Annotated in this window: 24 protein-coding genes; 16 read left to right on the forward strand and 8 right to left on the reverse strand. The window is 60.6% G+C overall.

The features are described from left to right. Positions 1-8 precede the first annotated feature (8 nt). Positions 9-629 carry a pyridoxamine 5'-phosphate oxidase gene (gene pdxH, locus ACP7E6_RS06090; RefSeq protein ID WP_426228848.1) on the reverse strand — a complete coding sequence of 207 codons (621 nt, stop codon included), beginning with the start codon at positions 627-629 and terminating at the stop codon, positions 9-11. A 125-nt stretch (positions 630-754) separates the two neighbouring features. On the opposite strand from pdxH, the gene ACP7E6_RS06095 reads away from it, so the two are divergent. The 4 genes from ACP7E6_RS06095 (at position 755) to ACP7E6_RS06110 (ending at position 4,282) form a co-directional block, all read left to right on the forward strand. After that, positions 755-1,204, forward strand: coding sequence for an RT0821/Lpp0805 family surface protein (locus tag ACP7E6_RS06095; RefSeq protein ID WP_426125070.1), 450 nt, complete (start codon positions 755-757; stop codon positions 1,202-1,204). A gap of 229 nt (positions 1,205-1,433) precedes the next feature. Continuing rightward, positions 1,434-2,537 (forward strand): DnaJ C-terminal domain-containing protein, encoded by a 1,104-nt coding sequence (locus ACP7E6_RS06100; protein ID WP_426228849.1) that lies wholly within the window; start codon positions 1,434-1,436, stop codon positions 2,535-2,537. Positions 2,538-2,788: 251 nt separating this feature from the next. Beyond that, positions 2,789-3,607 (forward strand): enoyl-ACP reductase FabI, encoded by an 819-nt coding sequence (fabI, locus tag ACP7E6_RS06105; RefSeq protein WP_426228850.1) that lies wholly within the window; start codon positions 2,789-2,791, stop codon positions 3,605-3,607. A gap of 90 nt (positions 3,608-3,697) precedes the next feature. Beyond that, on the forward strand, positions 3,698-4,282 hold the full coding sequence (locus tag ACP7E6_RS06110) for a histidine phosphatase family protein (protein WP_426228851.1): 585 nt from the start codon (positions 3,698-3,700) through the stop codon (positions 4,280-4,282). A 94-nt stretch (positions 4,283-4,376) separates the two neighbouring features. Here ACP7E6_RS06110 and ACP7E6_RS06115 read toward each other — a convergent pair whose 3' ends face one another. After that, positions 4,377-4,637: a DUF1344 domain-containing protein gene (locus ACP7E6_RS06115; protein ID WP_426228852.1), complete on the reverse strand. Its 261-nt coding sequence runs from the start codon at positions 4,635-4,637 to the stop codon at positions 4,377-4,379. Positions 4,638-4,887: 250 nt separating this feature from the next. Here ACP7E6_RS06115 and ACP7E6_RS06120 point away from each other — a divergent pair, with 250 nt between their 5' ends. The 3 genes from ACP7E6_RS06120 to ribB all read left to right on the forward strand — a co-directional run bounded on the left by ACP7E6_RS06120 (position 4,888) and on the right by ribB (position 10,439). After that, positions 4,888-8,067, forward strand: a complete 3,180-nt coding sequence (locus ACP7E6_RS06120; RefSeq protein ID WP_426228853.1) for a bifunctional diguanylate cyclase/phosphodiesterase — start codon at positions 4,888-4,890, stop codon at positions 8,065-8,067. Positions 8,068-8,222: 155 nt separating this feature from the next. Next, positions 8,223-9,320 (forward strand): chorismate synthase, encoded by a 1,098-nt coding sequence (aroC, locus tag ACP7E6_RS06125; protein ID WP_426228854.1) that lies wholly within the window; start codon positions 8,223-8,225, stop codon positions 9,318-9,320. 18 nt (positions 9,321-9,338) lie between these two features. After that, entirely contained in the window at positions 9,339-10,439 is a 1,101-nt protein-coding gene (ribB, locus tag ACP7E6_RS06130) for a 3,4-dihydroxy-2-butanone-4-phosphate synthase (RefSeq protein ID WP_426228855.1), read from the forward strand. 206 nt (positions 10,440-10,645) lie between these two features. Here ribB and ACP7E6_RS06135 read toward each other — a convergent pair whose 3' ends face one another. Next, positions 10,646-11,464 (reverse strand): hypothetical protein, encoded by an 819-nt coding sequence (locus ACP7E6_RS06135; protein WP_426228856.1) that lies wholly within the window; start codon positions 11,462-11,464, stop codon positions 10,646-10,648. 290 nt (positions 11,465-11,754) lie between these two features. Further along, positions 11,755-12,945: a winged helix-turn-helix domain-containing protein gene (locus ACP7E6_RS06140; protein WP_426228857.1), complete on the reverse strand. Its 1,191-nt coding sequence runs from the start codon at positions 12,943-12,945 to the stop codon at positions 11,755-11,757. Between the two features lie 113 nt (positions 12,946-13,058). Here ACP7E6_RS06140 and ACP7E6_RS06145 point away from each other — a divergent pair, with 113 nt between their 5' ends. The 5 genes from ACP7E6_RS06145 (at position 13,059) to ACP7E6_RS06165 (ending at position 16,322) form a co-directional block, all read left to right on the forward strand. After that, positions 13,059-13,739 (forward strand): energy-coupling factor ABC transporter ATP-binding protein, encoded by a 681-nt coding sequence (locus ACP7E6_RS06145; RefSeq protein WP_426228858.1) that lies wholly within the window; start codon positions 13,059-13,061, stop codon positions 13,737-13,739. Beyond that, positions 13,733-14,353 (forward strand): energy-coupling factor transporter transmembrane component T family protein, encoded by a 621-nt coding sequence (locus tag ACP7E6_RS06150; protein ID WP_426228859.1) that lies wholly within the window; start codon positions 13,733-13,735, stop codon positions 14,351-14,353. The genes ACP7E6_RS06145 and ACP7E6_RS06150 overlap by 7 nt, the downstream gene beginning before the upstream one ends. A gap of 78 nt (positions 14,354-14,431) precedes the next feature. Further along, positions 14,432-14,995: a biotin transporter BioY gene (locus ACP7E6_RS06155; protein WP_426228860.1), complete on the forward strand. Its 564-nt coding sequence runs from the start codon at positions 14,432-14,434 to the stop codon at positions 14,993-14,995. A gap of 131 nt (positions 14,996-15,126) precedes the next feature. Further along, complete coding sequence (locus ACP7E6_RS06160) at positions 15,127-16,053, forward strand: histone deacetylase family protein (RefSeq protein WP_426228861.1); 927 nt, start codon at positions 15,127-15,129, stop codon at positions 16,051-16,053. Positions 16,054-16,055: 2 nt separating this feature from the next. Further along, positions 16,056-16,322, forward strand: a complete 267-nt coding sequence (locus ACP7E6_RS06165) for an exodeoxyribonuclease VII small subunit (protein ID WP_426228862.1) — start codon at positions 16,056-16,058, stop codon at positions 16,320-16,322. 11 nt (positions 16,323-16,333) lie between these two features. Here ACP7E6_RS06165 and ACP7E6_RS06170 read toward each other — a convergent pair whose 3' ends face one another. Beyond that, a complete protein-coding gene (locus ACP7E6_RS06170; protein WP_426228863.1) occupies positions 16,334-16,684 on the reverse strand; it encodes a hypothetical protein in 351 nt (116 codons plus the stop codon). Further along, a complete protein-coding gene (locus tag ACP7E6_RS06175; RefSeq protein ID WP_426228864.1) occupies positions 16,681-16,971 on the reverse strand; it encodes a toxin-antitoxin system TumE family protein in 291 nt (96 codons plus the stop codon). Before ACP7E6_RS06175 ends, ACP7E6_RS06170 begins: the two co-directional genes overlap by 4 nt. A gap of 121 nt (positions 16,972-17,092) precedes the next feature. On the opposite strand from ACP7E6_RS06175, the gene ACP7E6_RS06180 reads away from it, so the two are divergent. From ACP7E6_RS06180 to ACP7E6_RS06195, 4 genes are all read left to right on the forward strand, one after another. Beyond that, positions 17,093-18,016 carry a pirin family protein gene (locus ACP7E6_RS06180; RefSeq protein WP_426228865.1) on the forward strand — a complete coding sequence of 308 codons (924 nt, stop codon included), beginning with the start codon at positions 17,093-17,095 and terminating at the stop codon, positions 18,014-18,016. Between the two features lie 164 nt (positions 18,017-18,180). Beyond that, complete coding sequence (gene dxs, locus ACP7E6_RS06185; protein WP_426229424.1) at positions 18,181-20,094, forward strand: 1-deoxy-D-xylulose-5-phosphate synthase; 1,914 nt, start codon at positions 18,181-18,183, stop codon at positions 20,092-20,094. A 357-nt stretch (positions 20,095-20,451) separates the two neighbouring features. Continuing rightward, positions 20,452-21,258: a TlyA family RNA methyltransferase gene (locus tag ACP7E6_RS06190; RefSeq protein ID WP_426228866.1), complete on the forward strand. Its 807-nt coding sequence runs from the start codon at positions 20,452-20,454 to the stop codon at positions 21,256-21,258. After that, positions 21,255-22,505: a class I SAM-dependent RNA methyltransferase gene (locus ACP7E6_RS06195; RefSeq protein ID WP_426228867.1), complete on the forward strand. Its 1,251-nt coding sequence runs from the start codon at positions 21,255-21,257 to the stop codon at positions 22,503-22,505. The genes ACP7E6_RS06190 and ACP7E6_RS06195 overlap by 4 nt, the downstream gene beginning before the upstream one ends. 26 nt (positions 22,506-22,531) lie before the next feature. Here ACP7E6_RS06195 and ACP7E6_RS06200 read toward each other — a convergent pair whose 3' ends face one another. Then, a complete protein-coding gene (locus tag ACP7E6_RS06200; protein ID WP_426228868.1) occupies positions 22,532-22,993 on the reverse strand; it encodes a MarR family winged helix-turn-helix transcriptional regulator in 462 nt (153 codons plus the stop codon). Then, positions 22,990-24,138 carry an Acg family FMN-binding oxidoreductase gene (locus ACP7E6_RS06205; protein WP_426228869.1) on the reverse strand — a complete coding sequence of 383 codons (1,149 nt, stop codon included), beginning with the start codon at positions 24,136-24,138 and terminating at the stop codon, positions 22,990-22,992. The genes ACP7E6_RS06200 and ACP7E6_RS06205 overlap by 4 nt, the downstream gene beginning before the upstream one ends. Positions 24,139-24,202 lie beyond the last annotated feature (64 nt).

The following is a 24,202-nucleotide window of genomic DNA, read 5'->3' on the forward strand; positions in this document are numbered from 1 at the left end:
CGCTGCGGTCACGGATACATCCGCACCTTGTTCCAATCGCCTTCCGCTCCGTCGCGGCGGAATTCGATCCGGTCGTGCAGACGGAAAGCCCCGTCCTTCCAGAACTCGATCGAGGTCGGCTTGATGCGGAAACCCGACCAGTGGGCGGGACGCGGAATCTCGCCGATGGCATATTTCAGCGTGTATTCGGCAACGGCTTTTTCCAGCGCAAACCGGCTTTCGAGCGGCCGCGACTGTTTTGACGCCCAAGCACCGATACGGCTGCCGCGCGCCCGCGTCTTGTAATATTCGTCGGCTTCTTCATTGCTGACGATCTCCACCGGCCCGCGCACGCGCACCTGCCGGCGCAGCGTTTTCCAGTGGAAACACATGGCTGCCTTCATGCTGGCGAGAATTTCCTCTCCCTTCTGGCTTTCGAAATTGGTGTAGAAGACGAAACCACGCTGGTCGAAGTCCTTCAAGAGCACCATGCGCACATCCGGCAGGCCATCAGCGTCCACGGTGGCGAGCGCCAAGGCATTGGGATCGTTGATTTCTGCGGCCTGCGCTTCCTTCAGCCACGTGCCAAAAAGAGAAAAAGGCTCATTCTCTTGCGTGAAGTCACCAGTTGTTAACCCAGTCTCACTCATATTGCCATCCAATGCCGTAACGTGTGGCGGGGACGCGGTCCCGCCCGCCGAACAATAAATGTCAGAGCTTGCACGTTGCGTCTTAGGACCTTGAAGCCGCTCTTTCCAGTCTGACAGGTATGCCATTGCAAGACATAGCAAAGTGGATAGAGGACACAAAGGTTTTATCCCGGTTGAGCGGGATTGCCGCAGTGTGCCTGGCCACGACAACCCTTTCGGGATGCCTCGGCGGTCTTGATTTTTCCGGAACTCCCGATGTCGACAGAACCGTCGCGACCAATTCCGTGCCCTCCGTCCGCAACGGCGAAGACAATTCCGACGCGCTCACCGTCAGGAACGCCGTGTCATCCGCCGATGTGACGAGGATTGCCGGAAACCCCATTCCCTGGGCGAATTCGAGCTCCGGCAGCGCGGGGGTGATCAGCAGCATTTCCGAGGAGCAGGTCAACGGCACCACCTGCCGCCGGTTCACCACCACCCGCCATTCCTATCAGGGCATCGCCAAATTCGACGGCAATACCTGCCTGCTCGGCAACGGCGAATGGTATCTGACCAGTTTTGGCCCGCGCAGCTGACGGCGGGGTGGGTGCCCTTCGCTACCGCGCATTAACCACGCTGCAACAAAGACGCGGCCCGGGGCCATTTACACAACCGGCGCAGGCCCGCAGCTAACCGGAATTTAAGCAGCAGCTTCTCATCATCACCGGCAAAGGGACAAGACCGTCAGAACGCGGCTTTCCGATTGTTTCAACAGGCTGAAAGAACCGCTGGACGCGGCATCGGCTTTCAAGGGCGGTGAGATAGATGCGTGATCCCTATTCAGTGCTCGGCGTCAGACGCAATGCCGGACCGGACGAGATCAAGGCCGCCTGGCGGTCCGTGGCAAAAGCCGTGCATCCCGACCAGAACCAGGACGATCCGCTGGCTACCCAGCGTTTTGCCGAGGCCGGTCGCGCCTACGAGGTGCTGAAGGATCCGAAGCTGCGCAACCGCTACGACTATGCCCGCCGCGAGGCCGAACTGCGCCGCATGGAAGAGATGAAGCGCAAGGCGCGCGGCACGGACGAAGAAACCATCGATCCGGAAACCGCCGAAGACATGATCTCGCGCATTTTCGGTGCAGACGACCGGGCAAAGGCACAGAACGCCCGCCCGCAAGAGAAGAAACCGGCAGCGGCGGCACCGCAGGCGGAAGCGAAGCCGGAACCCAGGCCCGAACCAAGACCCGAGCCAAGGGCAGAGGCGGCGGCCGAGCCCGAAGCCAGCACGGAAGCGAAGTCCGAGCCGGCCGACAAGATGCCCATCTTCGGCGGCTTTCCGCGCGCCGCAGCACCAGCCGCAGAACTGGTCTCGGCCATCGTCCGGCGGATTCGCGGCGCTGCCGGCAAACCAGCGGCTGACAAGGTGCCGGACATCTTCTGCGACGTCACGGTCTCGATCGAGGATATTTTCCGCCGCGAAAAGGCAACGGCAACGCTGCCCGACGGACAGACACTCAAGGTCGCGCTGCCCGCCGGCACCACCGACGGCAGCATCGTGCGCCTCAAGGAGATGGGGTACCGGTTGAACGGCATGCAACGCGGCGATGTCGTCGTTGCCGTGCGCGTCCTCCAGGACGGCCGCTTCCGCACCGATGGGACAGACCTGCGCACCACCCTGCCCGTCAATATCCAGGACGCGATCCTTGGATGCGACATGACAGTGGAGACCCTGACCGGCCCGGTCAGCGTGACCATTCCGGCTTGGTCCGGTTCCGACCATGTGATCCGGCTTGCGGGCCACGGCCTGCCGGCAGCAGACGGCAAACGCGGCGACCTTCTGGTGGAACTGCGGCTGATGCTGTGGGAAAAGCCGGATGAAAAGGTCACCGATCTGATGCGCAGCCTGCGCAACGGCTTGTTCCTGTAAGGGTTTTGCGGCAAAATGCGTGGACGGCTGCGGACGCTTTGACCGCTGACCCAATATTACGGGGACTAACAGTTCCTGATCTCCCCCGCGCTTGAACCACCGGGACGGCTATGTCATAGCCAATGCTCGAAAAATTCAGAGCCGACGCGACCGCAATGGGCGCGAAGGTTCCGGCAGGTTCAACATATGCGAATTCCAGTCGGCCAATGCCTGACTGATGAAAGCATAGGCTTTATTGGGGGCATAACATCATGTCGCAAACATCCGGTCTGATGACAGGCAAACGCGGCCTCATCATGGGGGTCGCAAACAACCGGTCGATCGCATGGGGCATTGCCAAGGCAATTCACGCGCAGGGCGGCGAACTGGCATTCACCTATCAGGGTGACGCCCTGAAGAAGCGGGTCGAACCGCTAGCCGAGGAACTTGGTGCCATCATGGCCGGCCATTGCGACGTCAGCGATGAATCCACCATCGACGCGGTGTTCGAACACCTGGAGAAAACCTGGGGCAAGATCGACTTCCTCGTGCACGCCATCGGCTTTTCCGACAAGGACGAACTGACCGGCCGCTACGTCGATACCTCGGCGGCAAACTTCGCCCTGACGATGAACATCTCGGTCTATTCCTTCACCGCCGTCGCACGGCGGGCGGAAAAACTGATGACCGATGGCGGCTCGATGCTGACCATGACCTATTACGGCGCCGAGAAGGTGATGCCGAACTACAACGTCATGGGCGTCGCAAAGGCCGCACTCGAAGCCAGCGTCAAGTATCTGGCCGTCGATCTCGGCCCGAAGAACATCCGCGTCAACGCGATCTCGGCCGGCCCGATCAAGACGCTTGCAGCCTCCGGCATCGGCGACTTCCGATATATCCTCAAGTGGAACGAGTACAACGCGCCGCTGCGCCGCACCGTCACCATCGAGGAAGTCGGCGATGTCGGCCTCTACATGCTATCGGATCTGTCGCGCTCGGTCACCGGTGAAATTCATCATGCCGATAGCGGCTACCATGTCGTCGGCATGAAGGCCGTCGACGCGCCGGATATCGCCGTCGTCAAGGACTGATCCGCCTGCAAAAACTCCGGGGCTCTCGAACAGACGGGTGTCCCGGCTCCTCGCGTCGGGCTTTTCAGCCCCCTGCCCCGGAGTGTCTCCGTGACCATCTACATGATCCGCCACGGCCAGACCGACTGGAATGCGCAAATCCGCATGCAGGGTCAGAAGGATATTCCGCTCAACGATACCGGACGGCGGCAAGCCAGCGGCAATGGCCGCGCGCTTCTGGCTGTTCTCGGCGATGAGGCTGAAAGATTCGATTTCGTCGCAAGTCCGCTTCACCGCACCCGCGAGACGATGGAACTCATGCGCGAGGCGATGGGGCTTGCCCGCGCCGGCTACCGGATGGACGACCGGCTGAAGGAAGTTTCTTTCGGCGATTGGGAAGGCTACACGATGGCCGAACTCGAGCGGGAAATGCCCGAGCGGGTGGCGGAACGCGAACTGTCGAAATGGGATTTCATCCCGCCCGGTCCGGATGCCGAAAGCTACGAGATCCTCTCCTGGCGCGTCGGCGCATGGCTATCCAGCGTTTCGGCGCCGACCGTCTGCGTCAGCCATGGCGGCGTCATCCGCACGCTGTTCAAGCTCTGCGGCGCCATGGACGCGGAAGAGGCCGCCCTTGGGGCTATTCCTCAGGACAGGATTTTGAAGATCGACAATGGAACGATCGGCTGGCTCTAAGCTTCGCCTTTGCCGAAGGCGGGAAGCGGCCGACTTTTAAATCAGCCCCACCGTCCAAAAGACCCGACACTTGGCCAGTGCCGCGCATGTGGTTTCACTGCACGACTTCCAGATCATTGATGACGCGCTTGCCATCCACTTCAGTATAGAAGACCAGAACCTTGACCCCGGCCTTCAGGCCGTCGAAGTTGAATTCCTCGGGCGCCTGATAATTCTTGCCGTCGTCCAGCGACAGGCTCAATTTGTCGGTATCGACGCCGGTGATCACGGCTTCGACATCGGCACTTTCGGCAAACGCGGCGAGCGGCGAAAAGAAACCGGCCGCGGCCATCAATGCAGCAACGATGAAACGCATCTGTCGTGCCCTCTTCAGTAATTCATTCAATTTTGTTGTGCTCACTGTTTGACCTCCGATTGTGGCAAAAATCGCCCGTTGCCGTGTCATTTAAAATTTTATCGAATTTTGGTCACGCATGGTTAACCAAATTCCCAGCGACGGTGCCCCTCCCCGCTGAAGTGCGAATTTGATAGCAGGAACAGCGTCTAAAGCCAATCTTAAGACTCCCTCACTAGCGTGAGGCCCGGGAATATGAGGTGCATGGCAGTTGAGTAAAAGCGCTACAATCCGTCATCGCGTCTGGACGCTTGCCAGACTGGCGAAACCGTCTCTTATTCCCGCGTTCATCGCCGCCGCCGTCGTCTTTACCGGCGGCTATCTGTTCAAGGAACAGAACCGCCAAAACTTTCGAAACGAGTTGAAGAGCAACGTCCAAAACGAGCTCAATCTTGTCTCCATTCGTCTGCAGAGCGAGATCAACAACAACATCACGGCACTGCGCGGATTTGCCAACAACTTCTCCGTCGATCCGACGATAGCGCAATCGCAATTTGACCAGTTGGCCACCAAGCTGCTCATTCAGAATCCCCAGATGGTGCGCGTCAGCGCAGCGCCGGACGCCGTCATTCGCACGACCTTCCCGCTGAAGGGGAACGAGCGGATGATCGGTACCGACTTCAAGAAATTCCGCTCCTCGAGGATCGCCATCGACCGTGCCGAATCGAAGGCCAAACCCATCCTGGCCGGCCCGGTCAGGCTGCCAAGCGGCCGGACCGGCTTCAACCTGTTTTCTCCTGTCTTCACCCGAAGTGAAAACGGCCTGACCTTTTGGGGCTTCATGGAAGCCGTCGTCGATGAGCGCGACATTTATGCCAGTGCCGGCCTGCTCGGCGGAGACAAGCATAATGACGAAGCCGACGGCGGCCACCGGCACATCAATATCCAGCTGGCCATCCGCGACGTTTCGATCAAGACCAGCGTCCAGGACGCCTTTTACGGCGACACCGACCTTTTCGAGAAATCGCCCGTCATCCGCCGTTTGCAACTGCCCGGCGGAACCTGGGAACTGGCGGCGATCCCGGCAGACGGCTGGGCGCAGGAGCCCGCCAACAGCAGATGGCTCGAGATGGCGATTGTGGTCGCCGCAGCAGTCATCATCATTCCGATCTTCCTCACCGGCGGGTTCGTCAACGAACGTCAGCGCAATATCGCCAAGCTTCGCTCGCGTGAGCGGGAACTGCTGACCGTCTCGCACCGGCTGAACCTGGCGCTCGAATCCTCCAAGATCGGCATCTGGGAAATCGACCTCGACACGCAGGAACGCTCCTGGGATGAGCGCATGTACCATCTGCATGGTCTGCCACCGGGCGGCGGAGCGCCAAGCTACGCGGAATGGCGCAGCACAGTACACCACGACGATATCGGCGCGGCATCGCTGACCCTGTTCAGGGCGCTGGACGAAGATCTGGAATACCGCTCGCAGTATCGCATCGTCATGCAGGACGACAGCGTCCGCCACGTCCGCAATGCCGGATCCACCCATGTTGGCGCCGATGGCAAGGCCAAGATCACCGGCATCAGCTGGGATGTGACCGACGACGTGATGATGACGGAGCAATTGCGAACGGCGAAAGCCATTGCCGACCAGAAGAACGCCGAACTGGAAGAGGCGTTGACCGGCCTGTCGGAACGGGAGCAGCAGCTGGAGGCCATGACCAGACGCCTCGATCTTGCGCTCGGTTCCTACCAGTGCGGCATGTGGGAAGCCGATCTCGTCACGGGCATCACCTATTGGGACGAGCGCATGCACCAGCTCTACGGGCTGACCTATAGCGACGGCGTCACAACGAACGAAACCTGGATCAACGCACTGCATGCGGACGACCGCGAAGAGGCGCTTTCAAGCGTCAGCCGAACAATTTCGCAAAATGTTCCCCATGTCCAGGCCTTCCGGGTGGTCCTGCCGGACCGCACGATCCGGCATGTCCGCTCCGTCGGCAAAATCCACGAGACACCGGGCGGCGGCCGAAAACTGATCGGCATCGCCTTCGATATCAGCGAAGACGTGCTGTTGACGGATGAGCTGCGCAGCGCAAAGGCGATGGCGGAGGCCAAGAACGACGAATTGGCTGACGCCAAGGACCGCATCGAACACAACGCCTTGCACGATCCGCTGACAGGCCTTGGCAACCGGCGCATGCTCGACAAGGCGCTTGAAACGCTGTCGAACGAACGCCAGGACGGCCTGCAGAACATCGCCATCCTGCACATCGATCTCGACCGCTTCAAGCAGATCAACGACACGCTCGGCCATGCGGCCGGCGACGCGATGCTGGTGCACGCATCGAAAATCCTGCGCTCCAGCGCCCGGCCCGGCGATATGGTGGCGCGCATCGGCGGCGACGAGTTCGTCGTGCTGGTCGCCAATCCGCCGAGCAAGGCCTTCCTGTCCGATCTTTCCGAACGCATCATCGTCCAGATGCGCCAGCCTGTCGATTACAACGGCTTTCCCTGCCGTTTCGGCGTCAGCATCGGCATCGCCTGTGCCGGCGACATGGCGATCGATGAGCGCCAGTTGCTGGTCAATGCCGATATCGCGCTCTACCGGGCCAAGGAAAGCGGCCGCAACCGCCACGAATTCTTCACCGACGCGCTGCAGGCCGAAATCATCACGACGAAGCGCATCGCCGACGAAATTCTCGAAGGCATCGAGAAGAACCAGTTCGTCGCCTGGTATCAACCGCAATTCGACGCGGGCACGCTGCGTTTGTCCGGCGTCGAGGCTTTGGTACGCTGGAATCATCCGCGCGAGGGCATTTTGACACCGGACAAGTTCCTGCACATCGCCGAGGAGCTGGATGTGGTGGCAACGATCGACCGCATCGTGCTCGACCGGTCATTGATGGATGCAATGCGCTGGGCTGCAATGGGTATCGACGTGCCGAAGATTTCCGTCAACGTTTCGGCCAAACGCCTGAGCGACGAGACGCTGCTCAACTCCCTGAAGGGCCTGTCGTTCAAGCCTGGCCAACTGTCGTTCGAACTGGTGGAATCGATCTTCCTCGACGAGAGCGACGATATCGTCACCGCCAATATCGACGGCATCAAGAAGCTCGGCATCGACATCGAGATCGACGATTTCGGCACCGGCCATACCTCGATCGTCAGCCTGTTGAAGATCAAGCCGAAACGGTTGAAGATCGACCGCCAGCTGGTCGCCCCCATCCTCAACTCCCGCAACGAACAGGCGCTGATCCGCTCGATCATCGAAATCGGCCGGTCGCTCGGCATCGAGACGGTGGCCGAAGGCGTGGAGACCATGGCGCATGCGGAAATGCTGGGCCTGCTCGGCTGCGACCTGTTGCAGGGCTATGCCTTTGCCAAGCCTTTGAGCTTCGACAAGTTCGTGGCTTTTGCCAGCAAGGAAGCCTTGCAGCTGGCGTCCTGATTGGCCTTTGCGGCGAGACAGACTGTTCACGCGGCAATCGTCATATTTCGCCAGAAAGGTTTTCCCTTTCCGGCGTTTTCCACTATGAGTGCGCCTACTGAATGGCGCAGCGGCTCGCCCGGATGCGCTTGGCCTCATATCCGGTTGCCTGATCCATGTCGCACAATACTTTCGGTCATCTTTTCCGCGTCACCACCTGGGGCGAAAGCCACGGGCCGGCGCTCGGCTGCGTCATCGACGGCTGCCCTCCCGGCATCCGTTTCACCCTGCCCGAGCTGCAGGCCTGGCTCGACAAGCGCAAGCCCGGCCAGTCGCGTTTCGTCACGCAGCGCCGCGAGGACGATCTGGTCAAGATCCTCTCCGGCGTCATGCTGGATGCGGACGGCGAGACGATGATCACCACCGGCACGCCGGTGTCGATGATGATCGAGAACACCGACCAGCGCTCAAAGGACTATTCCGAGATTTCCAAGAGCTACCGGCCGGGCCATGCCGATTACACCTATGACGTCAAATACGGCATCCGCGACTATCGCGGCGGCGGCCGCTCGTCGGCGCGCGAGACCGCAGCCCGTGTTGCCGCCGGCGGCCTTGCCCGCAAGGTGGTTCCGGGACTTCTGGTGCGCGGCGCGCTGGTGCAGATCGGCAAGCACAGGATCAACCGCGACAACTGGGACTGGAACGAAGTGGGCAACAACCCGTTCTTTGCGCCGGACCCGGCCATCGTCCCCGTCTGGGAAGAATATCTCGACAGCATCCGCAAATCCGGCTCCTCGGTCGGCGCGGTCGTCGAAGTGATTGCCGAAGGTGTACCGGCCGGGATCGGCGCGCCGATCTATGCCAAGCTCGACCAGGATATCGCCTCCAACCTGATGTCGATCAACGCCGTCAAGGGCGTCGAGATCGGCAACGGCTTTGGCGCCGCCGAAATCACCGGCGAGGAAAATGCCGACGAAATGCGGATGGGCAATGACGGCCAGCCGATCTTCCTGTCCAACCATGCCGGCGGCATTCTCGGCGGCATCTCGACCGGCCAGCCGGTGATCGCCCGCTTCGCCATCAAGCCGACCTCCTCGATCCTGACCGAGCGCCAGTCGATCGACAGTGACGGCAACAATGTCGATATCCGTACCAAGGGCCGCCATGACCCCTGCGTCGGCATCCGCGCCGTGCCGATCGGCGAGGCCATGCTTGCCTGCACCATTGCCGATCATTACCTGCGTGACCGTGGCCAGACAGGCCGGTTGAAATAACATCCAAGGAAGAACCCCATGCCCTTTGACCAGAAGCGCGTTGCCGATGCCATCCGGGCCTTCGAGGCCGGCGAAATCGTTGTCGTTACCGATGACGACGGCCGCGAGAACGAAGGCGACTTGATCGTCGCAGCCGTCCACTGCACGCCGGAAAAGATGGCCTTCATCGTGCGCCACACATCCGGCATCGTCTGCACGCCGATGCCGAAGGAAGAGGCCAAGCGCCTCAACCTCAACGCCATGGTGGCGGAAAACGATTCGGCCCACACGACGGCCTTTACCGTGACCGTCGATTTCAAGCACGGCACCACAACCGGCATTTCGGCCGAAGACCGGACATTGACGGTGCGCAATCTTGCCAACCCGAATGTCGGTGCTGCCGATTTCACCCGTCCCGGCCACATCTTCCCGCTGGTCGCCCGCGAAGGCGGCGTCCTGATGCGGTCCGGCCATACGGAAGCGGCCGTCGATCTCTGCCGCCTTGCCAGCCTGCCGCCGATCGGCGTCATCTGCGAGCTGGTCAACGACGACGGCACCGTTACACGCGGCCCGCAGGTGACTGATTTCGCCGAAAAGCATGGTCTGAAGCAGGTCTCCGTTGCCGATCTCATCGCCTACCGCCAGCGCAAGGAAACGCTGATCAATCTTGAGGCGACCTTCGACGTCGACACCCCCTATGGCAAGGCCAAGGCGCATGCCTATTCCCTGCCCTGGGATCCGATGCAGCATCTGGCCGTCACCTTCGGCGATATCCGCGACGGCGTCGATATCCCCGTCCGCCTGCATCTGGAAAATGTCGCCGCCGACGTCTTCGGCCGCGATTGCCAGCTCGATCCAATCATGAAGCGCATGTCCGAACAGGGCCGCGGCGTCATCGTTTACCTGCGCGAAGGCTCGGTCGGCGTCGGCGTCTCGACAACGGCACGCGCCGGCAAGCATGAGCGCGAAGAGCACAGCGAAGCACAGGCCCGCGAAAGCGAATGGCTGGAAATCGGGCTGGGCGCCCAGATCCTCAAAGACCTCGGCATCACCTCGATCCGCCTGCTCTCCTCGCGTGAGCGCCACTATGTCGGGCTGGAAGGTTTCGGCATCGAGATTGCGGCGACCGAGATCATCTGAGAGGCAGACGAACAATATGTGAAAGGCCACCGGTCAGCACACGACCGGTGGCCTTTTTGCGTTTGGGGATTATGTTTTTTAACAATCACATATCAGACTTTTTAACATGATTCACGATCGCATTAAGTGTTTGATTTTGCGGCCTTGTTTTAGACGCTGGATTATCTTGAATTATGCGGAAAAGAATAAGTACAGCGGACCATAAATCAGATATCTTCTTTAGCTTGAATAACTGGTTTTATCTTCAGCATTTTCGCGACGACTTGAAGGTGGCGCTTTGAAAACATCCAAGCCTTACCGCCCGTTTTTAGAGAAATCCACTTTCCACCAGCGTTCAAAAGTTTGTCCTTGAGCGCTATGGTGTCACCGCCACGTATAATGAACGATCTTGCCGTATACTCCTCAAGATAGGCCTTAGAAATCTCTTCAGGCAATACATTTTCGGTAGGCGGAATTTCCTGATTACGAGTTGATGCCTTCGCTGCCTCGACAATACGCTTATCAATTACGGGACCAATAGACATCTCACGCAAAACTATAGTTAAATGACGTGACAGTTTCTCTCGAAGCTCATGGATATCTTTGTATTCCTCCTGAATTCCCTTATCTCTAATAGACGCCTTAAACTGCTTCAATTTTTGGTACTGTTCAAGATCTACGGCATCTATATCAACCTGCTTCTTCGAGTAGTAAAGCATTACCGGCTTTTTTTGACTAAGAAACCATTTAATTTCTTCAACTGTACCGCTAATTTCAACCCCAGTAGGAGATCCCAGACGAGTCCAAAACGACCCAATCAAAATGTCGCATCCACGCACAACACGATCATTTATCAAGCCTTGTGGCCGGTCACCCATGGCGGGGGCACTATGAGTTTCCCACATGACTGGTAGAAGGATAATACCCTGATCGGAGGAGTGCAGAGAGTTCCACTCATGCAAACTCTGCGCGATTGCAGCACGCTCATCCAGTACGTCTGAGGGAGAGGCAATCAATACATTCAAAACGGTAGCAGAAAACGGCATTAACTTCCCCCCATGATTTTGATATCCCGCATATAGCAGCGCGAAAACAACTTCAAGTGGAGTTAATTTAAGAGATTCAGCGACAGCCAGTCTGAACCGTTTCAAGAAACATTAACGGATTTAGTTGGCGCCGTTAGTGTTTCTTCCTGCAGAAGCCCACCAAATATTATGCGCGTAAAAGAATGGGTTAGGAACCTGAGTCCTGATCGGCCTTGTAAAAACAAAGAGCGCGTAGGGAGTGAACCATCCGCGCTCCCATATCTTTCTCTGAGGTAGTTTATGCTGCTGCCCTAACCCTCCCACCCCTCCAGAAACACCACCTTCTCGACGCCGGCGAACTTTGCCACGCGGGCCAACTCCGCCTCCAGCCGCTCCATCCGGCCGGCGGATGAACGCACGCCCTTTTCCCACCAGAGCCGCTTGACGTTCAGCGAGCCGGTCTTGCGTTCCGCCTTCATGTCGATGCGGCCGACGATGCGGTCGCCTTCGAGCAGCGGGAAGACGTAATAGCCGTATTCGCGTTTCGGCTCGGGCACGAAAATTTCGATGCGGTAGTAGAAGCCGAACAGGCGTTCGGTGCGGTTGCGGTCGCGGATCAGCGGATCGAAGGGGCTGAGCACCCGAAGACGTGCCGGAGGATCGGCGAGGTCGCCGAGATTGCCGGGAAAGCCGGTGAAGGCGTAGGACAATCGCGGCTTGTCGCCATCGGCGGGCTCGATCATCACCTCGCAAAGTTCATCGCGATGATCGACGACCCAGGTCTTAGCCTCTTCCGGCGAGATCAGCGCAAAAAAGGCAGAGAGTTCGCCGTGGGTGGCAAAACCGAGCCGCGTCAGTGCTGCCCGGCAGCACCAGTCGACGAACTCCTCGTGACTGACATCCGGTTCGTGATGATGGCCGGGGATGACCCGCTCGGTCAGATCGTAGACTTTTTGGAAATTATCCCGCCGGGCGATCGCCACCTTGCCGGTGCGCCAGAGATATTCAAGCGCCGTCTTGGACGGATGCCAGTTCCACCAGCCGCCCGACACCCGGCCCTCGAACTTGAAATCGCGCGCCATGACGGCGCCCTCGGCATGAATTTTCGCGTAGATTTCGTCGAAAGCCTCTTCGAAACCTTCCTCGCGCCATTTGCGCCAGCGCTCCATAATGGTTTCGCCCTCGCGCCGGAAGCGGTGTTTCCAGTAGACGAAAAAGCGGCTCGGGATGATCGAGGCGTCGTGCGTCCAGTGTTCGAACAGCGCGCCGTCCTTTTCCAGAAGCTCGGTCAGGTGCTCGCGCTTGTAGGTCTGGTTGCGGGAAAACAGGATCTGATGATGGGCGCGCTCCACGGTCGAGATGCTGTCCACCTGGACGAAACCGATCTCATGGATCAGATCGAGCAGGCCCTGCTTGCCAAGCGCCCGGTTGGGGGCTGCGGCCAGGCCTTGCTTGTTCAGGAAGATGCGCCGGGCATCGCGGTTGGAAACGAGAATCGCCATGAAACAATCTAGGCAAATGTTCACACTTTGTTCAAGCCCAAACCGGAAGCCTATTTCCATCGGCAAAGAAATCGTCCTATAGAGCCTCGACATTCGAACGCGGGGGACGCGGATTGGACATACGCTTTTCCGGCGCATCAGTGAGATACGGCGAGCGCACGGTTCTTCAGCCGCTAACGCTGTCGCTGACCGAGCGGCGCATCGGCATTATCGGGCTGAACGGCTCGGGCAAGACCACGTTCGCGCGGCTGATCAACGGACTGGTCAAGCCGACCGTGGGCCAGGTGACGGTCAACGGCCTCGATACCGTGCAGGACGCCAGTGCGACGCTGGCCGAGGCCGGCTTCATCTTCCAGAACCCGCAGCATCAGATCATCATGCCGATCGTGCACGAGGATATCGCCTTCGGGCTGAAGAACCGTGGATTGAAGGCCGGCGAGATCGAACGCCGCACAGCCGCAGTTCTTGAGCGCTTCGGCATCGCGCATCTGGCGAGGCGCCGCGTCCACGAGCTTTCCGGCGGCGAGACGCAGCTGGTCGCCATTGCCAGCGTGCTGGTGACCGGCCCCGGCATTCTCATTCTCGACGAACCGACCAACCAGCTCGACCTGAAAAACCGTCTTCTGGTGGAACGCACCATTGCCGGGCTTACCGAGCACACCATCGCCATCAGCCACGACCTGCCGCTGATCGAACGTTTCGACCGGGTGCTTCTGTTCAATGATGGCCGGCTGATTGCCGATGGTCCGGCGTCTGAAAGCATCCGCGCCTATCACGCGGTGGCCGGATGCTGAACGGGCTGAATGTCGAGGGCACGACGCCGCTGCACCGGATGTCGGTGCGGGCAAAGCTCGCCATCCTGCTGGTCTGCGGGCTGGCGCTCTATGCCGTGTCCTCGCTGTTCATTCTCGTCCCGGCCTTCCTCATCGCCGCCGCGATCTATTTCACCACCGGCCTTGCCTTTCGCGAGGCCGTGTCGCGGCTGAAACCGATCCTTTTCACCATCCTCATCCTTCTGATCGCCACCGCCTATCTCACCTCGATGCGCGAGGCGGCCGAAAGCTTTTTCCGGCTGATGGCGATCGTGCTGTTTGCCGGTGCGGTGACGGCGACGACGGCGACCGGCGCCTTCATCGACGAGATCACCCGTTTGCTGCAGCCGCTCGACCGGCTCGGCCTGGTGCGGGCCGCCGATGTCGGGCTTGCCTTCGGGCTGGTGCTGCGCTTCGTGCCGGATATCTTCAACCATTACCAGTCGATCCGCGAGGCGCACCGGGCACGCGGACTGAAGGTGCGGCCGTTGACGATCCTTGCGCCGTTGATCATCCTGACCCTGAAAGACGCCGACACCATCGCCATGGCAATCGACGCACGCGGCTTCCGGCGGCCGAGGGAGAAACAGAGCTGAGGTTTGCCGCGCCTTGAACTTCTTTTCCGGCTTGGCCGGACGCATGTGAAAAAAACACCAATCGACAAAGGACCTGCCATGACCACCAGAGACCTCGTTCTCATTGCCCTCTTCACCGCGATCATCGTCGTGCTCGGCCTTATCCCACCGGTGACGCTCGGTTTCATTCCGGTGCCGATCACCGCCCAGTCGATGGGCGTGATGCTGGCCGGTTGCATCATCGGCGCCAAGCGCGGCGCGCTCGCCTATGTGCTCCTGGTGCTCTTGGTGGCGATCGGGCTTCCGGTTCTGTCCGGCGGCCGTGGCGGACTGGCCGTCATCCAGGGCCCGACCGGCGGCTTCGTGCTCGGCTGGATCGTTGCTACCTTCGTCACCGGCCTGATCGCCGAGCGGCTGGTCAAGGAAGGCCAGAGCGAGGTCAGGCAATTTGCCGGTTTCTTCATCGCCTCCGTCGTCGGCGGCATCGGCGTGCTCTATGCCATCGGCATGCCATGGGTCACCGCAGTGACGGGTACGCCGCTTTCGGCCGTCGCCACCGGCTCGCTCGCTTTCATCCCGGGCGATCTCGTCAAGGCCGTGATTGCAACGCTGGCGGCGCGTGCCGTTCTCGCCGGCTATCCTTTGCTGCACGCACGCGCCTGAGCGCCTCATCATCGTCAAATAGCCCGGGCGCTACGTCCGGGCTATTTGCATTGGCGCACCGCTGTTGAAAACACAGCAAACGCCCTACCTAACGCATGGACCTCGACATCCCGAAGCCATAGGTTCCCGCCATGACCACGATCCTGTTCGAAAACCCGATCTTCCTGGAACACCAGGTTCCCGAAGGCCATCCGGAACGGCCCGACCGGCTGAAGGCGCTGAACCTGGCGCTGGAGCATGAGCGGTTCTCGCCGCTCACGCGGCTTGAAGCGCCGCAGGGCAACGAGGATCTGGTGCTGCTTGCCCACCCGGAACAGCATTTGCGGACGGTGATGTCGGCCATTCCCGAAGAGGGCATCGAGGCGCTCGAGGCCGACACCTATGCCAGCCCTGCCAGTCTGCAGGCCGCCTTGACCGGCATCGGCGGCGCGGTTGCGGCCGTCGATGCGGTGTTTTCCGGCAAGGCCGACAATGCCTTCGTCGCCTCGCGCCCGCCCGGCCACCACGCCGAGAAGAACAGGGCGATGGGCTTCTGCTTCTTCAACAATATCGCCATTGCCGCCCGCCATGCCCAGCAGACATACGGCGTCGAACGCGTCGCCATCGTCGACTGGGACGTGCACCACGGCAACGGCACGCAGGATATCTTCTGGGACGATCCGTCGGTGCTTTTCTGCTCGACGCACCAGATGCCGCTTTATCCCGGCAGCGGCGCCAAGACCGAGACGGGGGCCGGCAATATCGTCAACGCGCCACTGTCACCCGACACCGGCAGCGATCATTTTCGCGAAGCCTTCAAGTCGCGCATCCTGACGGCGCTCGACGATTTTCGCCCGGACTTCATCCTGATCTCGGCCGGCTTCGACGCCCATCACCGCGACCCCCTGGCGCAGATCAATCTGGTTGCCGAGGATTTCGATTGGGCGACCGGGCGGCTGCTCGATATCGCAGGGAAAACCGCCAACAACCGCATCGTCAGCCTGCTCGAAGGCGGCTACGATCTCCAAGGGCTGGCCGAATCGGCCGGAACCCATATCTACCGCCTGATGAGAGGATGACCATGACCACCACCCCGCAAACGGGCGCCGCCCCGATCGACGTATCCGCCCTCTCCTTCGAAAAAGCCGTCGAGGAACTCGAAGCCATCGTTTCTGCGCTGGAGCGCGGCGATGTGGCGCTCGACAAGTCGATCGAGATTTACGAACGCGGCGAAGCGCTGAAGAAACATTGCGAAGCGCTGTTGGGCGCTGCCGAAAACCGCATCGAGAAGATCAGGCTGGACCGGGCCGGAAAACCGCAGGGCGTCGAGCCGCTCGACGGGGAGTGAGTGGATGAACGCTATAGGGCGATGGTCGTTCTGATTTCATCATAGCCTGCATGCAGGCCGGAGGCATCGTGTTCGATTAATCCGGCCTTGGATAAGATTTCCACGTCCTCGTGAACACGCCGGTAGTCGCGACCCAAGCTGCGCGCCAACGCGGCGATGCTGGCCTGCGGGTGGCGGCGCAGATGGCGCAGCAATTCAAGCCGCTTTGTCGTCATCGTCTGCGACAGCGCATCCCAATTCACGAAGGTCAGATGGTCCTCGGAAACAGCTTCGCCCCTTTCAGCGCGATGCCATGCGTCGGCGACCCGCTTCTCCAGGTCGTCAAAAGAACCGCCAATATGGAGCTGCACGTCCTTGCTCATATTCGCTCTCTTCTCACTTTCTCGACATCCAGCCGGAAATCGGCCAGAAGTTTTTCAATGGAGACAAACGCGTACTCTTCTTCGCGGTCGCTATAATGGCGATGATCGCCTTTGCCGCGCTCATTGTCATATCCAACAATTCTCTCGCCCGGGCGGCCGTAAAACAGAGAATATTTGAGAGAGTGGGACGCTGGCGGAACGGATGCCGGCACGCGCCAAACCTTGACCTCCAGGATCGCACCATACTGGAAAACCAGGCGATCGCGAATGATCAGTATCGCTTTCATCACTCAAAATATGTCATGTGACGCCATATGGCGTCAAGCGCCATAAATTGGGGAAAGGACACTGGTAGTTTTGTTGCTGCGAGCCTACCTTAGTCTCGATTTGAACCGACGAGGATCCCCCATGTCCTTCTTTCCCGGAAACGACCCCGAGGCCGGTGATGCGCCGGCATGCGATGCGATCGAGCATCTGATCATTCCGCGCACCAGCGATATCGGCAATCTGCAGGTGCGCCGGGCGCTGCCGTCGGTCAAGCGGCGGCTGGTCGGGCCGTTCATCTTCTTTGACCGGATGGGACCAGCACTGCTCAAGGCCGGGCAGGCACTGGACGTGCGGCCGCATCCGCATATCGGGCTTTCGACCGTCACCTATCTGTTCGACGGCGAGATCAAGCATCGCGACAGTCTCGGCACCGAAATGGTCATCTCGCCCGGCGATCTCAACCTGATGACGGCGGGGCGCGGCATCGTGCATTCGGAACGGTCGCCGGAGAACCTGCGCGGCAAACCGCAATCGATCTCCGGACTTCAGACCTGGCTGGCGCTGCCCGATCAATATGAGGAGATCGACCCGATCTTTGCTCATACGGAAAAGCGCGACCTGCCCTCCTTCACCGTGGACGGGCTGGAAGGCCGGGTCGTCATCGGCCAGTTTGAGGGCATGAAATCGCCGGTCTCGGTGTTTTCAGATACGATCTATGTCGATCTGAGGATCGATCCTGGCAAGAGCGCGCCGTTTCCAGCCGAATGGGAAGAACGGGCGCTTTACATCCTCGAGGGCGAGGCGATCATCGCAGGCGATCATTTTGCCGGCAATCAACTGCTGGTTTTCCGGGCGGGCGACCCGATCACCGTCACCGCCGGCCCATTGGGCTGTCATATCATGCTGTTCGGCGGGGCCGCCCTTGGCTCGGCCCGGCATATCTGGTGGAACTTCGTTTCGTCATCCAAGGAACGGATCGAGCAGGCCAAGGAGGAATGGCGAACCGGCCGTTTCGACATCGTTCCGGGCGACGAGGAAGAGTTTATCCCTTTGCCGGAACGGTAATATTGGTTAAACTCGCAACTGTGCCGCAAGAAAACCGGTTTTTGCAATCCATAACGAAACTGTTTAAAGACGCGGCTCCCAGCGGACACCAACACCAGACATCGCGGCTCCCTTGAAGCCGCGAGAACGAAGGCCTTAGCGTGACACAATTGCCAGTCCATCCAATGCCGGCGACCCCCCTTCTCGATCAGGTTGTTTATCCCGACGATTTGAAGAGGATCGACGACAAGGACTTGCCGCAACTGGCAGCCGAACTGCGCACCGAGATGATAGACGCGGTATCACGCACCGGCGGGCATCTGGGTGCGGGTCTCGGTGTCGTCGAACTGACAATCGCCATCCACAAGGTCTTCAACACCCCGCATGACCGATTGATCTTCGACGTCGGCCATCAATGTTATCCGCACAAGATTCTCACCGGCCGCCGCGACCGCATCCGCACGCTGCGCCAGGAAGACGGCCTGTCCGGCTTCACCCGCCGCGCCGAAAGCGAATACGATCCCTTCGGTGCCGCCCATTCCTCGACCTCTATTTCCGCCGGTCTCGGCATGGCAGTCGCGGCCGATCTCTCCGGCGAAAACCGCAACGTCATTTCCGTCATCGGCGATGGCGCCATGTCGGCCGGCATGGCCTATGAGGCGCTCAACAATGCTGGCGCGCTCGATGCGAGGCTGATCGTCATTCTCAACGACAACGATATGTCGATCGCGCGGCCAACCGGCGCGATGAGCGCTTATCTCGCCCGTCTCGCCTCCGGCCGCACCTATATGGGCTTCCGCGATCTCGGCAAGAAACTGACCGCCTATCTTGGCAAGACGGTCGACCGGGCGATCACCCGCGCCGTCGAACATGCGCGCGGCTATGTCACCGGCGGCACGCTGTTCGAGGAGATGGGCTTTTACCATATCGGCCCGATCGACGGTCATTCCTTCGAGCATCTTTTGCCGGTGCTGCGCAATGTGCGCGACAATTCCAAGGGCCCGGTGCTGATCCATGTGGTGACGCAGAAGGGCAAGGGCTATCCGCCGGCGGAAGCGGCGGCCGACAAATATCACGGCGTCAACACGTTCGACGTCATCACCGGGGCGCAGGCGAAAGCCAAGCCGAATGCGCCGGCCTATACGTCCGTCTTTGCCGAAGCGCTGACGCAGGAAGCCGGCTATGACGACAAGATCGTCGCCGTCACCGCCGCCATGCCGTCCGGCACCGGCCTCGACAAGTTCGCGCTGGCCCACCCGTCGCGCTGCTTCGATGTCGGCATTGCCGAGCAACATGCAGTGACCTTTGCCGCTGGTCTGGCGTCTGAAGGCTACAAGCCGTTCTGCGCGCTCTATTCGACCTTCCTGCAGCGCGGTTACGACCAGGTGGTGCACGACGTGGCGATCCAGGGATTGCCGGTGCGCTTCCCGATCGACCGGGCCGGTTTCGTCGGCGCCGACGGCCCGACGCATGCCGGTTCGTTCGACACCACCTATCTTGCCACCCTGCCTGGCTTCGTCGTCATGGCAGCGGCCGACGAGGCGGAACTCAAGCATATGGTGCGCACTGCGGCGGCCTATGATCAGGGTCCGATCTCGTTTCGCTATCCGCGCGGCGAAGGTGTCGGCGTCGAGATGCCGGAGCGCGGCCAGATCCTTGAAATCGGCAAGGGCCGGGTGATGAAACAGGGCTCGAAAGTGGCGCTGCTGTCGTTCGGCACGCGCCTGGCCGATTGCCTGCTCGCTGCCGAAGATCTCGATGCCGCCGGGCTTTCGACGACCGTCGTCGATGCGCGTTTTGCCAAGCCGCTCGACCACGACCTGATCCGCCAGCTGGCCAAGCATCACGAGGTGCTGATCACCATCGAAGAGGGGGCTGTCGGCGGTTTCGGCAGCCATGTGCTGCAATTCCTTGCCCATGAGGGCCTGCTCGACAACGGCTTGAAAATCCGGCCGCTGGTTCTGCCGGATATCTGGATGGAACAGGCCAAGCCCGAGGCTATGTATGCCAAGGCGGGCCTCGACCGCGCCGGCATCGTTTCGACGGTGTTCAAGACGCTCGGCCAGAAGCAGCAGATCGGCTCCAGCGTCGCCGGCTGAAGCTGTCGGCGCTCATCAACTCTGCCAATCCCACGTGGTACATGCAGGGTTGGCCGACCGTTATAAGCTCATCAGACCACGGATGTTCTCCCGCTCGCCGTTCATCTCTGGTTTCCAAGGTTGCCACCGTCGCGGCATGCGCCATCCAGCCCGTCCTGGAGCAAAACCGTTCCTTTCCCGCCTGATGCTGCCGATACAATTTTAGCAATCGGCCATTTCGGCTGAGCCTTCGCGCGGCGCTCGCTTATTCGGCCTTCGCTGCAGGATCAGGACAGCCATGAGCCTGTTTCGGCACTATTTGAACGCGCCCGGCCGCATGGCCCTTGCCATCCCGGGCCTGACGCGCCATGAGAACCCATGTCAAACGAACCAAAAACCTCCGTCCGCCTCGACCAGCTGCTTTTGAACCTGGGGCTTGTCGCCAGCCGTTCGCGCGCCCGCGATGCGATCCAGCGTGGCACCGTCACCGTCAACGGCAAAGTCGTCACCAAGGCAAGCTCGACCTTTCCCGAGGATGTGACGATCGCCATCGACGATCCCGTCCAGCCCTATGTTTCGCGCGCGGCGCTGAAACTGAAGGCGGGCCTCGAGCATTTCAAGCTGTCGCCCGAAGGACTGGACTGCCTGGACATCGGCGCCTCGACCGGCGGCTTTACCGAAATCCTGCTGCACAATGGTGCCGCCCACGTCATTTCCGTCGATGTCGGCCACGGCCAGTTTCATCCACGCCTGGAGGCCGATCCGCGCGTCACCAATATCGAGGGCCTCAACGCCCGCGTGCTGGACGAGGACAATCTTGATGGCCGCGCGATTTCCTTCATCGTGTCCGACGTCTCGTTCATTTCGCTGAAACTGGCGCTGCCGCCGGCCCTGGATCTCGCCGAGCCAGGCGCCCATTGCATCCTTCTCGTCAAGCCGCAATTCGAAGCCGGCCGCGAGGCGATCAGCAAGGCGGGCCTGCTGAAAGATCCTTCAACTGCGCCTGCGGTGGCGGCCGAACTGGAACGCTGGCTGGTTGAGGACATGGGCTGGACAAGCCTCGGCCTCATCCCCTCGCCGATCGCAGGCGGTGACGGCAACGAGGAATATCTGCTGGCCGGCCACAAACCGCTGGATGAAGACGATGCCTCGGACGACGATGCCGCTGAGGACGAAGGCGAATGAGCACCGAGACGCTGACCATCGAGAAGATCGGCCAATCCGGCGACGGCATCACCCGTGGCCCGTTCGGCCCAGTCTATGTGCCCTTCACGCTGCCCGGCGAAACCGTGGCTTTGGCGGTCAACAAGGACAAGGGCACGGTCATGTCGATGTCCGACGTCTCGCCCGAGCGGGTCGCGCCGAAATGCCGGCATTTCGGACCGGACGGCGAGAACGGCACCTGCGGCGGCTGCAGCCTGCAGCATGCCAGCGACAGCCTTTACCAGGGTTTCAAGCGGCAGCTGGTTCTCGATGCCCTGAAATCGAAGGCGTTGCAGGCCGATGTAGGCCCCCTCGTGCTTGCCCATCCCGGCGAGCGCCGGCGCACGGTGTTTACCGCGCGGCGGACCGAGAAGGAACTATTGCTCGGCTATAACCAGCCCGAAACCCATCACATCGTCGCTATATCGGAATGTCCCATCGCAAGCCCCGGCATCGTGTCGCGGCTTGCAATCATCCGCACGGTCGCCAACGCCATGGCGGTCAATGCCGAACCGTTCCGTATCACCGTGCTGGAAACACTGTCCGGCCTCGATCTCTCGTTCGAGGGCATCAAGGCGATGGACGACCGGCAGCGGCGGATGGCGGTCGAAACCGTTCTTAGCCAGAAAAGCGTTGCCCGTCTCAGCCTCAACGGCGAAATCCTGGTCGAACCGATCAAACCGGTGATCGATTTCGGCGGCGTCTCCGTTTCGCCGCCGCCCGGCAGCTTCGCGCAGGCAACGAAGCCTGGCGAGGAGGCGATGGCCGAACTGGTGATGGCGCATCTCGGCAAGGCCAAGCGCGTCATCGACCTCTTTGCAGGGTCGGGCACCTTCTCGCTGCGCATCGCCCGCAAGGCGCGCGTGCATGCCGTGGAAAGCGAAGACAAGCCGCTGAAGGCGCTGGATTTTGCCGCGCGCAACACGCAAGGCCTGAAGCCAGTCACCGTCGAGAAACGCGATCTCTTCCGCCGGCCGATGATGGCTTCGGAACTGAAGGTCTATGACGCCATCGTCTTCGACCCGCCGCGGGCGGGTGCCGAAGTCCAGACAAGGGAAATGGTCCGCTCCGGCGTCAAGAAGATCGTCGCGGTGTCCTGCAATCCGGTAACTTTGGTACGCGACCTGCGCATCCTCGTCGACGCCGGTTACCGGATCACTTCGGTCACCCCGATCGACCAGTTTCTGTGGTCGTCGCATGTGGAAGTCGTCGCGACGCTGGAGAAGTGAATTTTCAGCCGGCCGATCCGGAGGCTTCAGGTCTTCGGATTGCGTCGCGTATCCAGCACCTTGCGCAGATTTTCCAAGACCGGCAGTGCCTTGGCGATCTCGGACAGGGTGATTTCGCCGGCAATGCCGCGCAATTCCGGCCCAAGAGCCTCGATTGCAGCATCCCGGGCAGCCCTGCCCTCCGCCGTCAGCGAAACCCGCTTTGAGCGGCCATCATGCGGATCGGGGGCGATGGTGATGAACTGCTTGCCCTCGAGATGGCCGAGCGTATTGGTCATCGCACCCTTGGTCACCTGCATCGCCTGCGCGATCGACAAAGGCGTGCGCCCATCCCCCAGCCGGACCAGATGATTGAGCACGACGAATTGCGGCAAGGTCATGCCCTCCGGCATCACCTTCTCGAATGCATTGGCTGACAATTGCGCGACGATGCCGACTTCGTTGAGGAACCGGAACAGCGTTTGCAGGTCGTTTTCGCTCGCCGTCATGCGCTCCTGATCCGGGTGTCCACGGGCCAGCGGGGTGCGCCCTCAATAGCCGGACCGTAGCCGAGACGAACGAACATTTGAAGCGTTTCATTCTCTTCGACCGCAAGCGCTTGACGCATGGCGAGAAAGTGCGGGCGCATTTCGGTAAACTCCTGCAGTGCCTGGCTGAATGGGTGCATCGAGACGCCGGCCGCCGTGGCGGCCAGATTGAGGCGGATATAGTCGCGCCCGGCGGCGATCTGGTCGGCGCGGCTATTGCCTGCGGTCTTCAACCAAAGGAAAGCCATTGCCGTGTCGACCGGCTGTTTGAGGATCGGAATCTGCTGCTGGAACGTCGATGACGTCTGGTCGAGCATGGCATCGCGCGACAACAGACCGGCCATCGACAATCCCTCGATGAACGGGCCGGACAGATCGATACCGTCCGGATTGGCCTCAATTTCGGCGCGGCCGACGCGGATGAGGTCGATGCTCTCCTTCAATGTGTGCGGCGTGGTGATCTCCGTGAAATAGGCCTGCCAGGCGAGCTGTCGCAGCGTCTCGACGCGGGCGGGATCGTTGGTATGGCCAATGGCAGAGATGCGGGCGGCGGCGGCAATTTCGGCAAGTTTGTCCGCCTCTACCGGCCGGGCAAGATCATAGGGCTCCTTGTTCGAGCGGCGCGACAGGACATGCGCAAAAAGCGGATCAGCGCGGATCGTCGCATCCTGAACGAGCCGGATATGGGCGACCGGCCGGTCATCCAGCCGTGGTTGCGGCTCTCCCTTTGGAAACAGCACGATGTCCGCCCGGTATCCCTCCTCGGCCGCCGCTTGTGCCAACAGTTCAAGGAAGCAGCCAAGGCCGATGGTGATCTGCCGGTCGTGCGGATCGGTCTGCGGCAGGCGGCGATCAGCCTGGCAATAGAGCGTGATTTCGTTTTCCGCGAGATCGGCAAACCAGGGCTGCCGGTTGTGCGGGTTGGGCGCCAGGATCGCGAAGGACAATATCCGGCGCTGGAGATCGGCGTCCCGGCGGCCGGCATCCTGCCATGGCCTTCTTGCCGAGACAGGATCGCGGGTGGAAACCCAAAGAGCGCCGGCGGTTGCCGCCAGTACCACACCGCCTGCAACGATACCCATAAACATCCGCCGTGTCGCTGCCATGCCATCCTCCATTTGGTTTAATGAAGAACTATATAGTTTAATGTTAAACCAAATGCAATACCCA

Origin of the sequence: Pararhizobium sp. DWP3-4 (assembly GCF_049898205.1) — a bacterium.
Classification (GTDB): Bacteria; Pseudomonadota; Alphaproteobacteria; order Rhizobiales; family Rhizobiaceae; genus Pararhizobium.

Excerpts from the sequence above, each read along its gene's own strand:
- ACP7E6_RS06200 (WP_426228868.1), bottom strand. The coding sequence starts at position 22,993 with ATGACGGCGAGCGAAAACGACCTGCAAACGCTGTTCCGGTTCCTCAAC.
- ACP7E6_RS06165 (WP_426228862.1), top strand. The coding sequence starts at position 16,056 with ATGACCACCACCCCGCAAACGGGCGCCGCCCCGATCGACGTATCCGCC.
- ACP7E6_RS06115 (WP_426228852.1), bottom strand. The coding sequence starts at position 4,637 with ATGCGTTTCATCGTTGCTGCATTGATGGCCGCGGCCGGTTTCTTTTCG.
- ACP7E6_RS06160 (WP_426228861.1), top strand. The coding sequence starts at position 15,127 with ATGACCACGATCCTGTTCGAAAACCCGATCTTCCTGGAACACCAGGTT.
- ACP7E6_RS06140 (WP_426228857.1), bottom strand. The coding sequence starts at position 12,945 with ATGGCGATTCTCGTTTCCAACCGCGATGCCCGGCGCATCTTCCTGAAC.
- ACP7E6_RS06170 (WP_426228863.1), bottom strand. The coding sequence starts at position 16,684 with ATGAGCAAGGACGTGCAGCTCCATATTGGCGGTTCTTTTGACGACCTG.
- ACP7E6_RS06100 (WP_426228849.1), top strand. The coding sequence starts at position 1,434 with ATGCGTGATCCCTATTCAGTGCTCGGCGTCAGACGCAATGCCGGACCG.
- ACP7E6_RS06135 (WP_426228856.1), bottom strand. The coding sequence starts at position 11,464 with ATGCCGTTTTCTGCTACCGTTTTGAATGTATTGATTGCCTCTCCCTCA.
- ACP7E6_RS06205 (WP_426228869.1), bottom strand. The coding sequence starts at position 24,138 with ATGGCAGCGACACGGCGGATGTTTATGGGTATCGTTGCAGGCGGTGTG.
- aroC (WP_426228854.1), top strand. The coding sequence starts at position 8,223 with ATGTCGCACAATACTTTCGGTCATCTTTTCCGCGTCACCACCTGGGGC.
- ACP7E6_RS06195 (WP_426228867.1), top strand. The coding sequence starts at position 21,255 with ATGAGCACCGAGACGCTGACCATCGAGAAGATCGGCCAATCCGGCGAC.
- ACP7E6_RS06150 (WP_426228859.1), top strand. The coding sequence starts at position 13,733 with ATGCTGAACGGGCTGAATGTCGAGGGCACGACGCCGCTGCACCGGATG.
- ACP7E6_RS06155 (WP_426228860.1), top strand. The coding sequence starts at position 14,432 with ATGACCACCAGAGACCTCGTTCTCATTGCCCTCTTCACCGCGATCATC.
- ribB (WP_426228855.1), top strand. The coding sequence starts at position 9,339 with ATGCCCTTTGACCAGAAGCGCGTTGCCGATGCCATCCGGGCCTTCGAG.
- fabI (WP_426228850.1), top strand. The coding sequence starts at position 2,789 with ATGTCGCAAACATCCGGTCTGATGACAGGCAAACGCGGCCTCATCATG.
- ACP7E6_RS06175 (WP_426228864.1), bottom strand. The coding sequence starts at position 16,971 with ATGAAAGCGATACTGATCATTCGCGATCGCCTGGTTTTCCAGTATGGT.
- ACP7E6_RS06190 (WP_426228866.1), top strand. The coding sequence starts at position 20,452 with ATGTCAAACGAACCAAAAACCTCCGTCCGCCTCGACCAGCTGCTTTTG.
- pdxH (WP_426228848.1), bottom strand. The coding sequence starts at position 629 with ATGAGTGAGACTGGGTTAACAACTGGTGACTTCACGCAAGAGAATGAG.
- dxs (WP_426229424.1), top strand. The coding sequence starts at position 18,181 with ATGCCGGCGACCCCCCTTCTCGATCAGGTTGTTTATCCCGACGATTTG.
- ACP7E6_RS06180 (WP_426228865.1), top strand. The coding sequence starts at position 17,093 with ATGTCCTTCTTTCCCGGAAACGACCCCGAGGCCGGTGATGCGCCGGCA.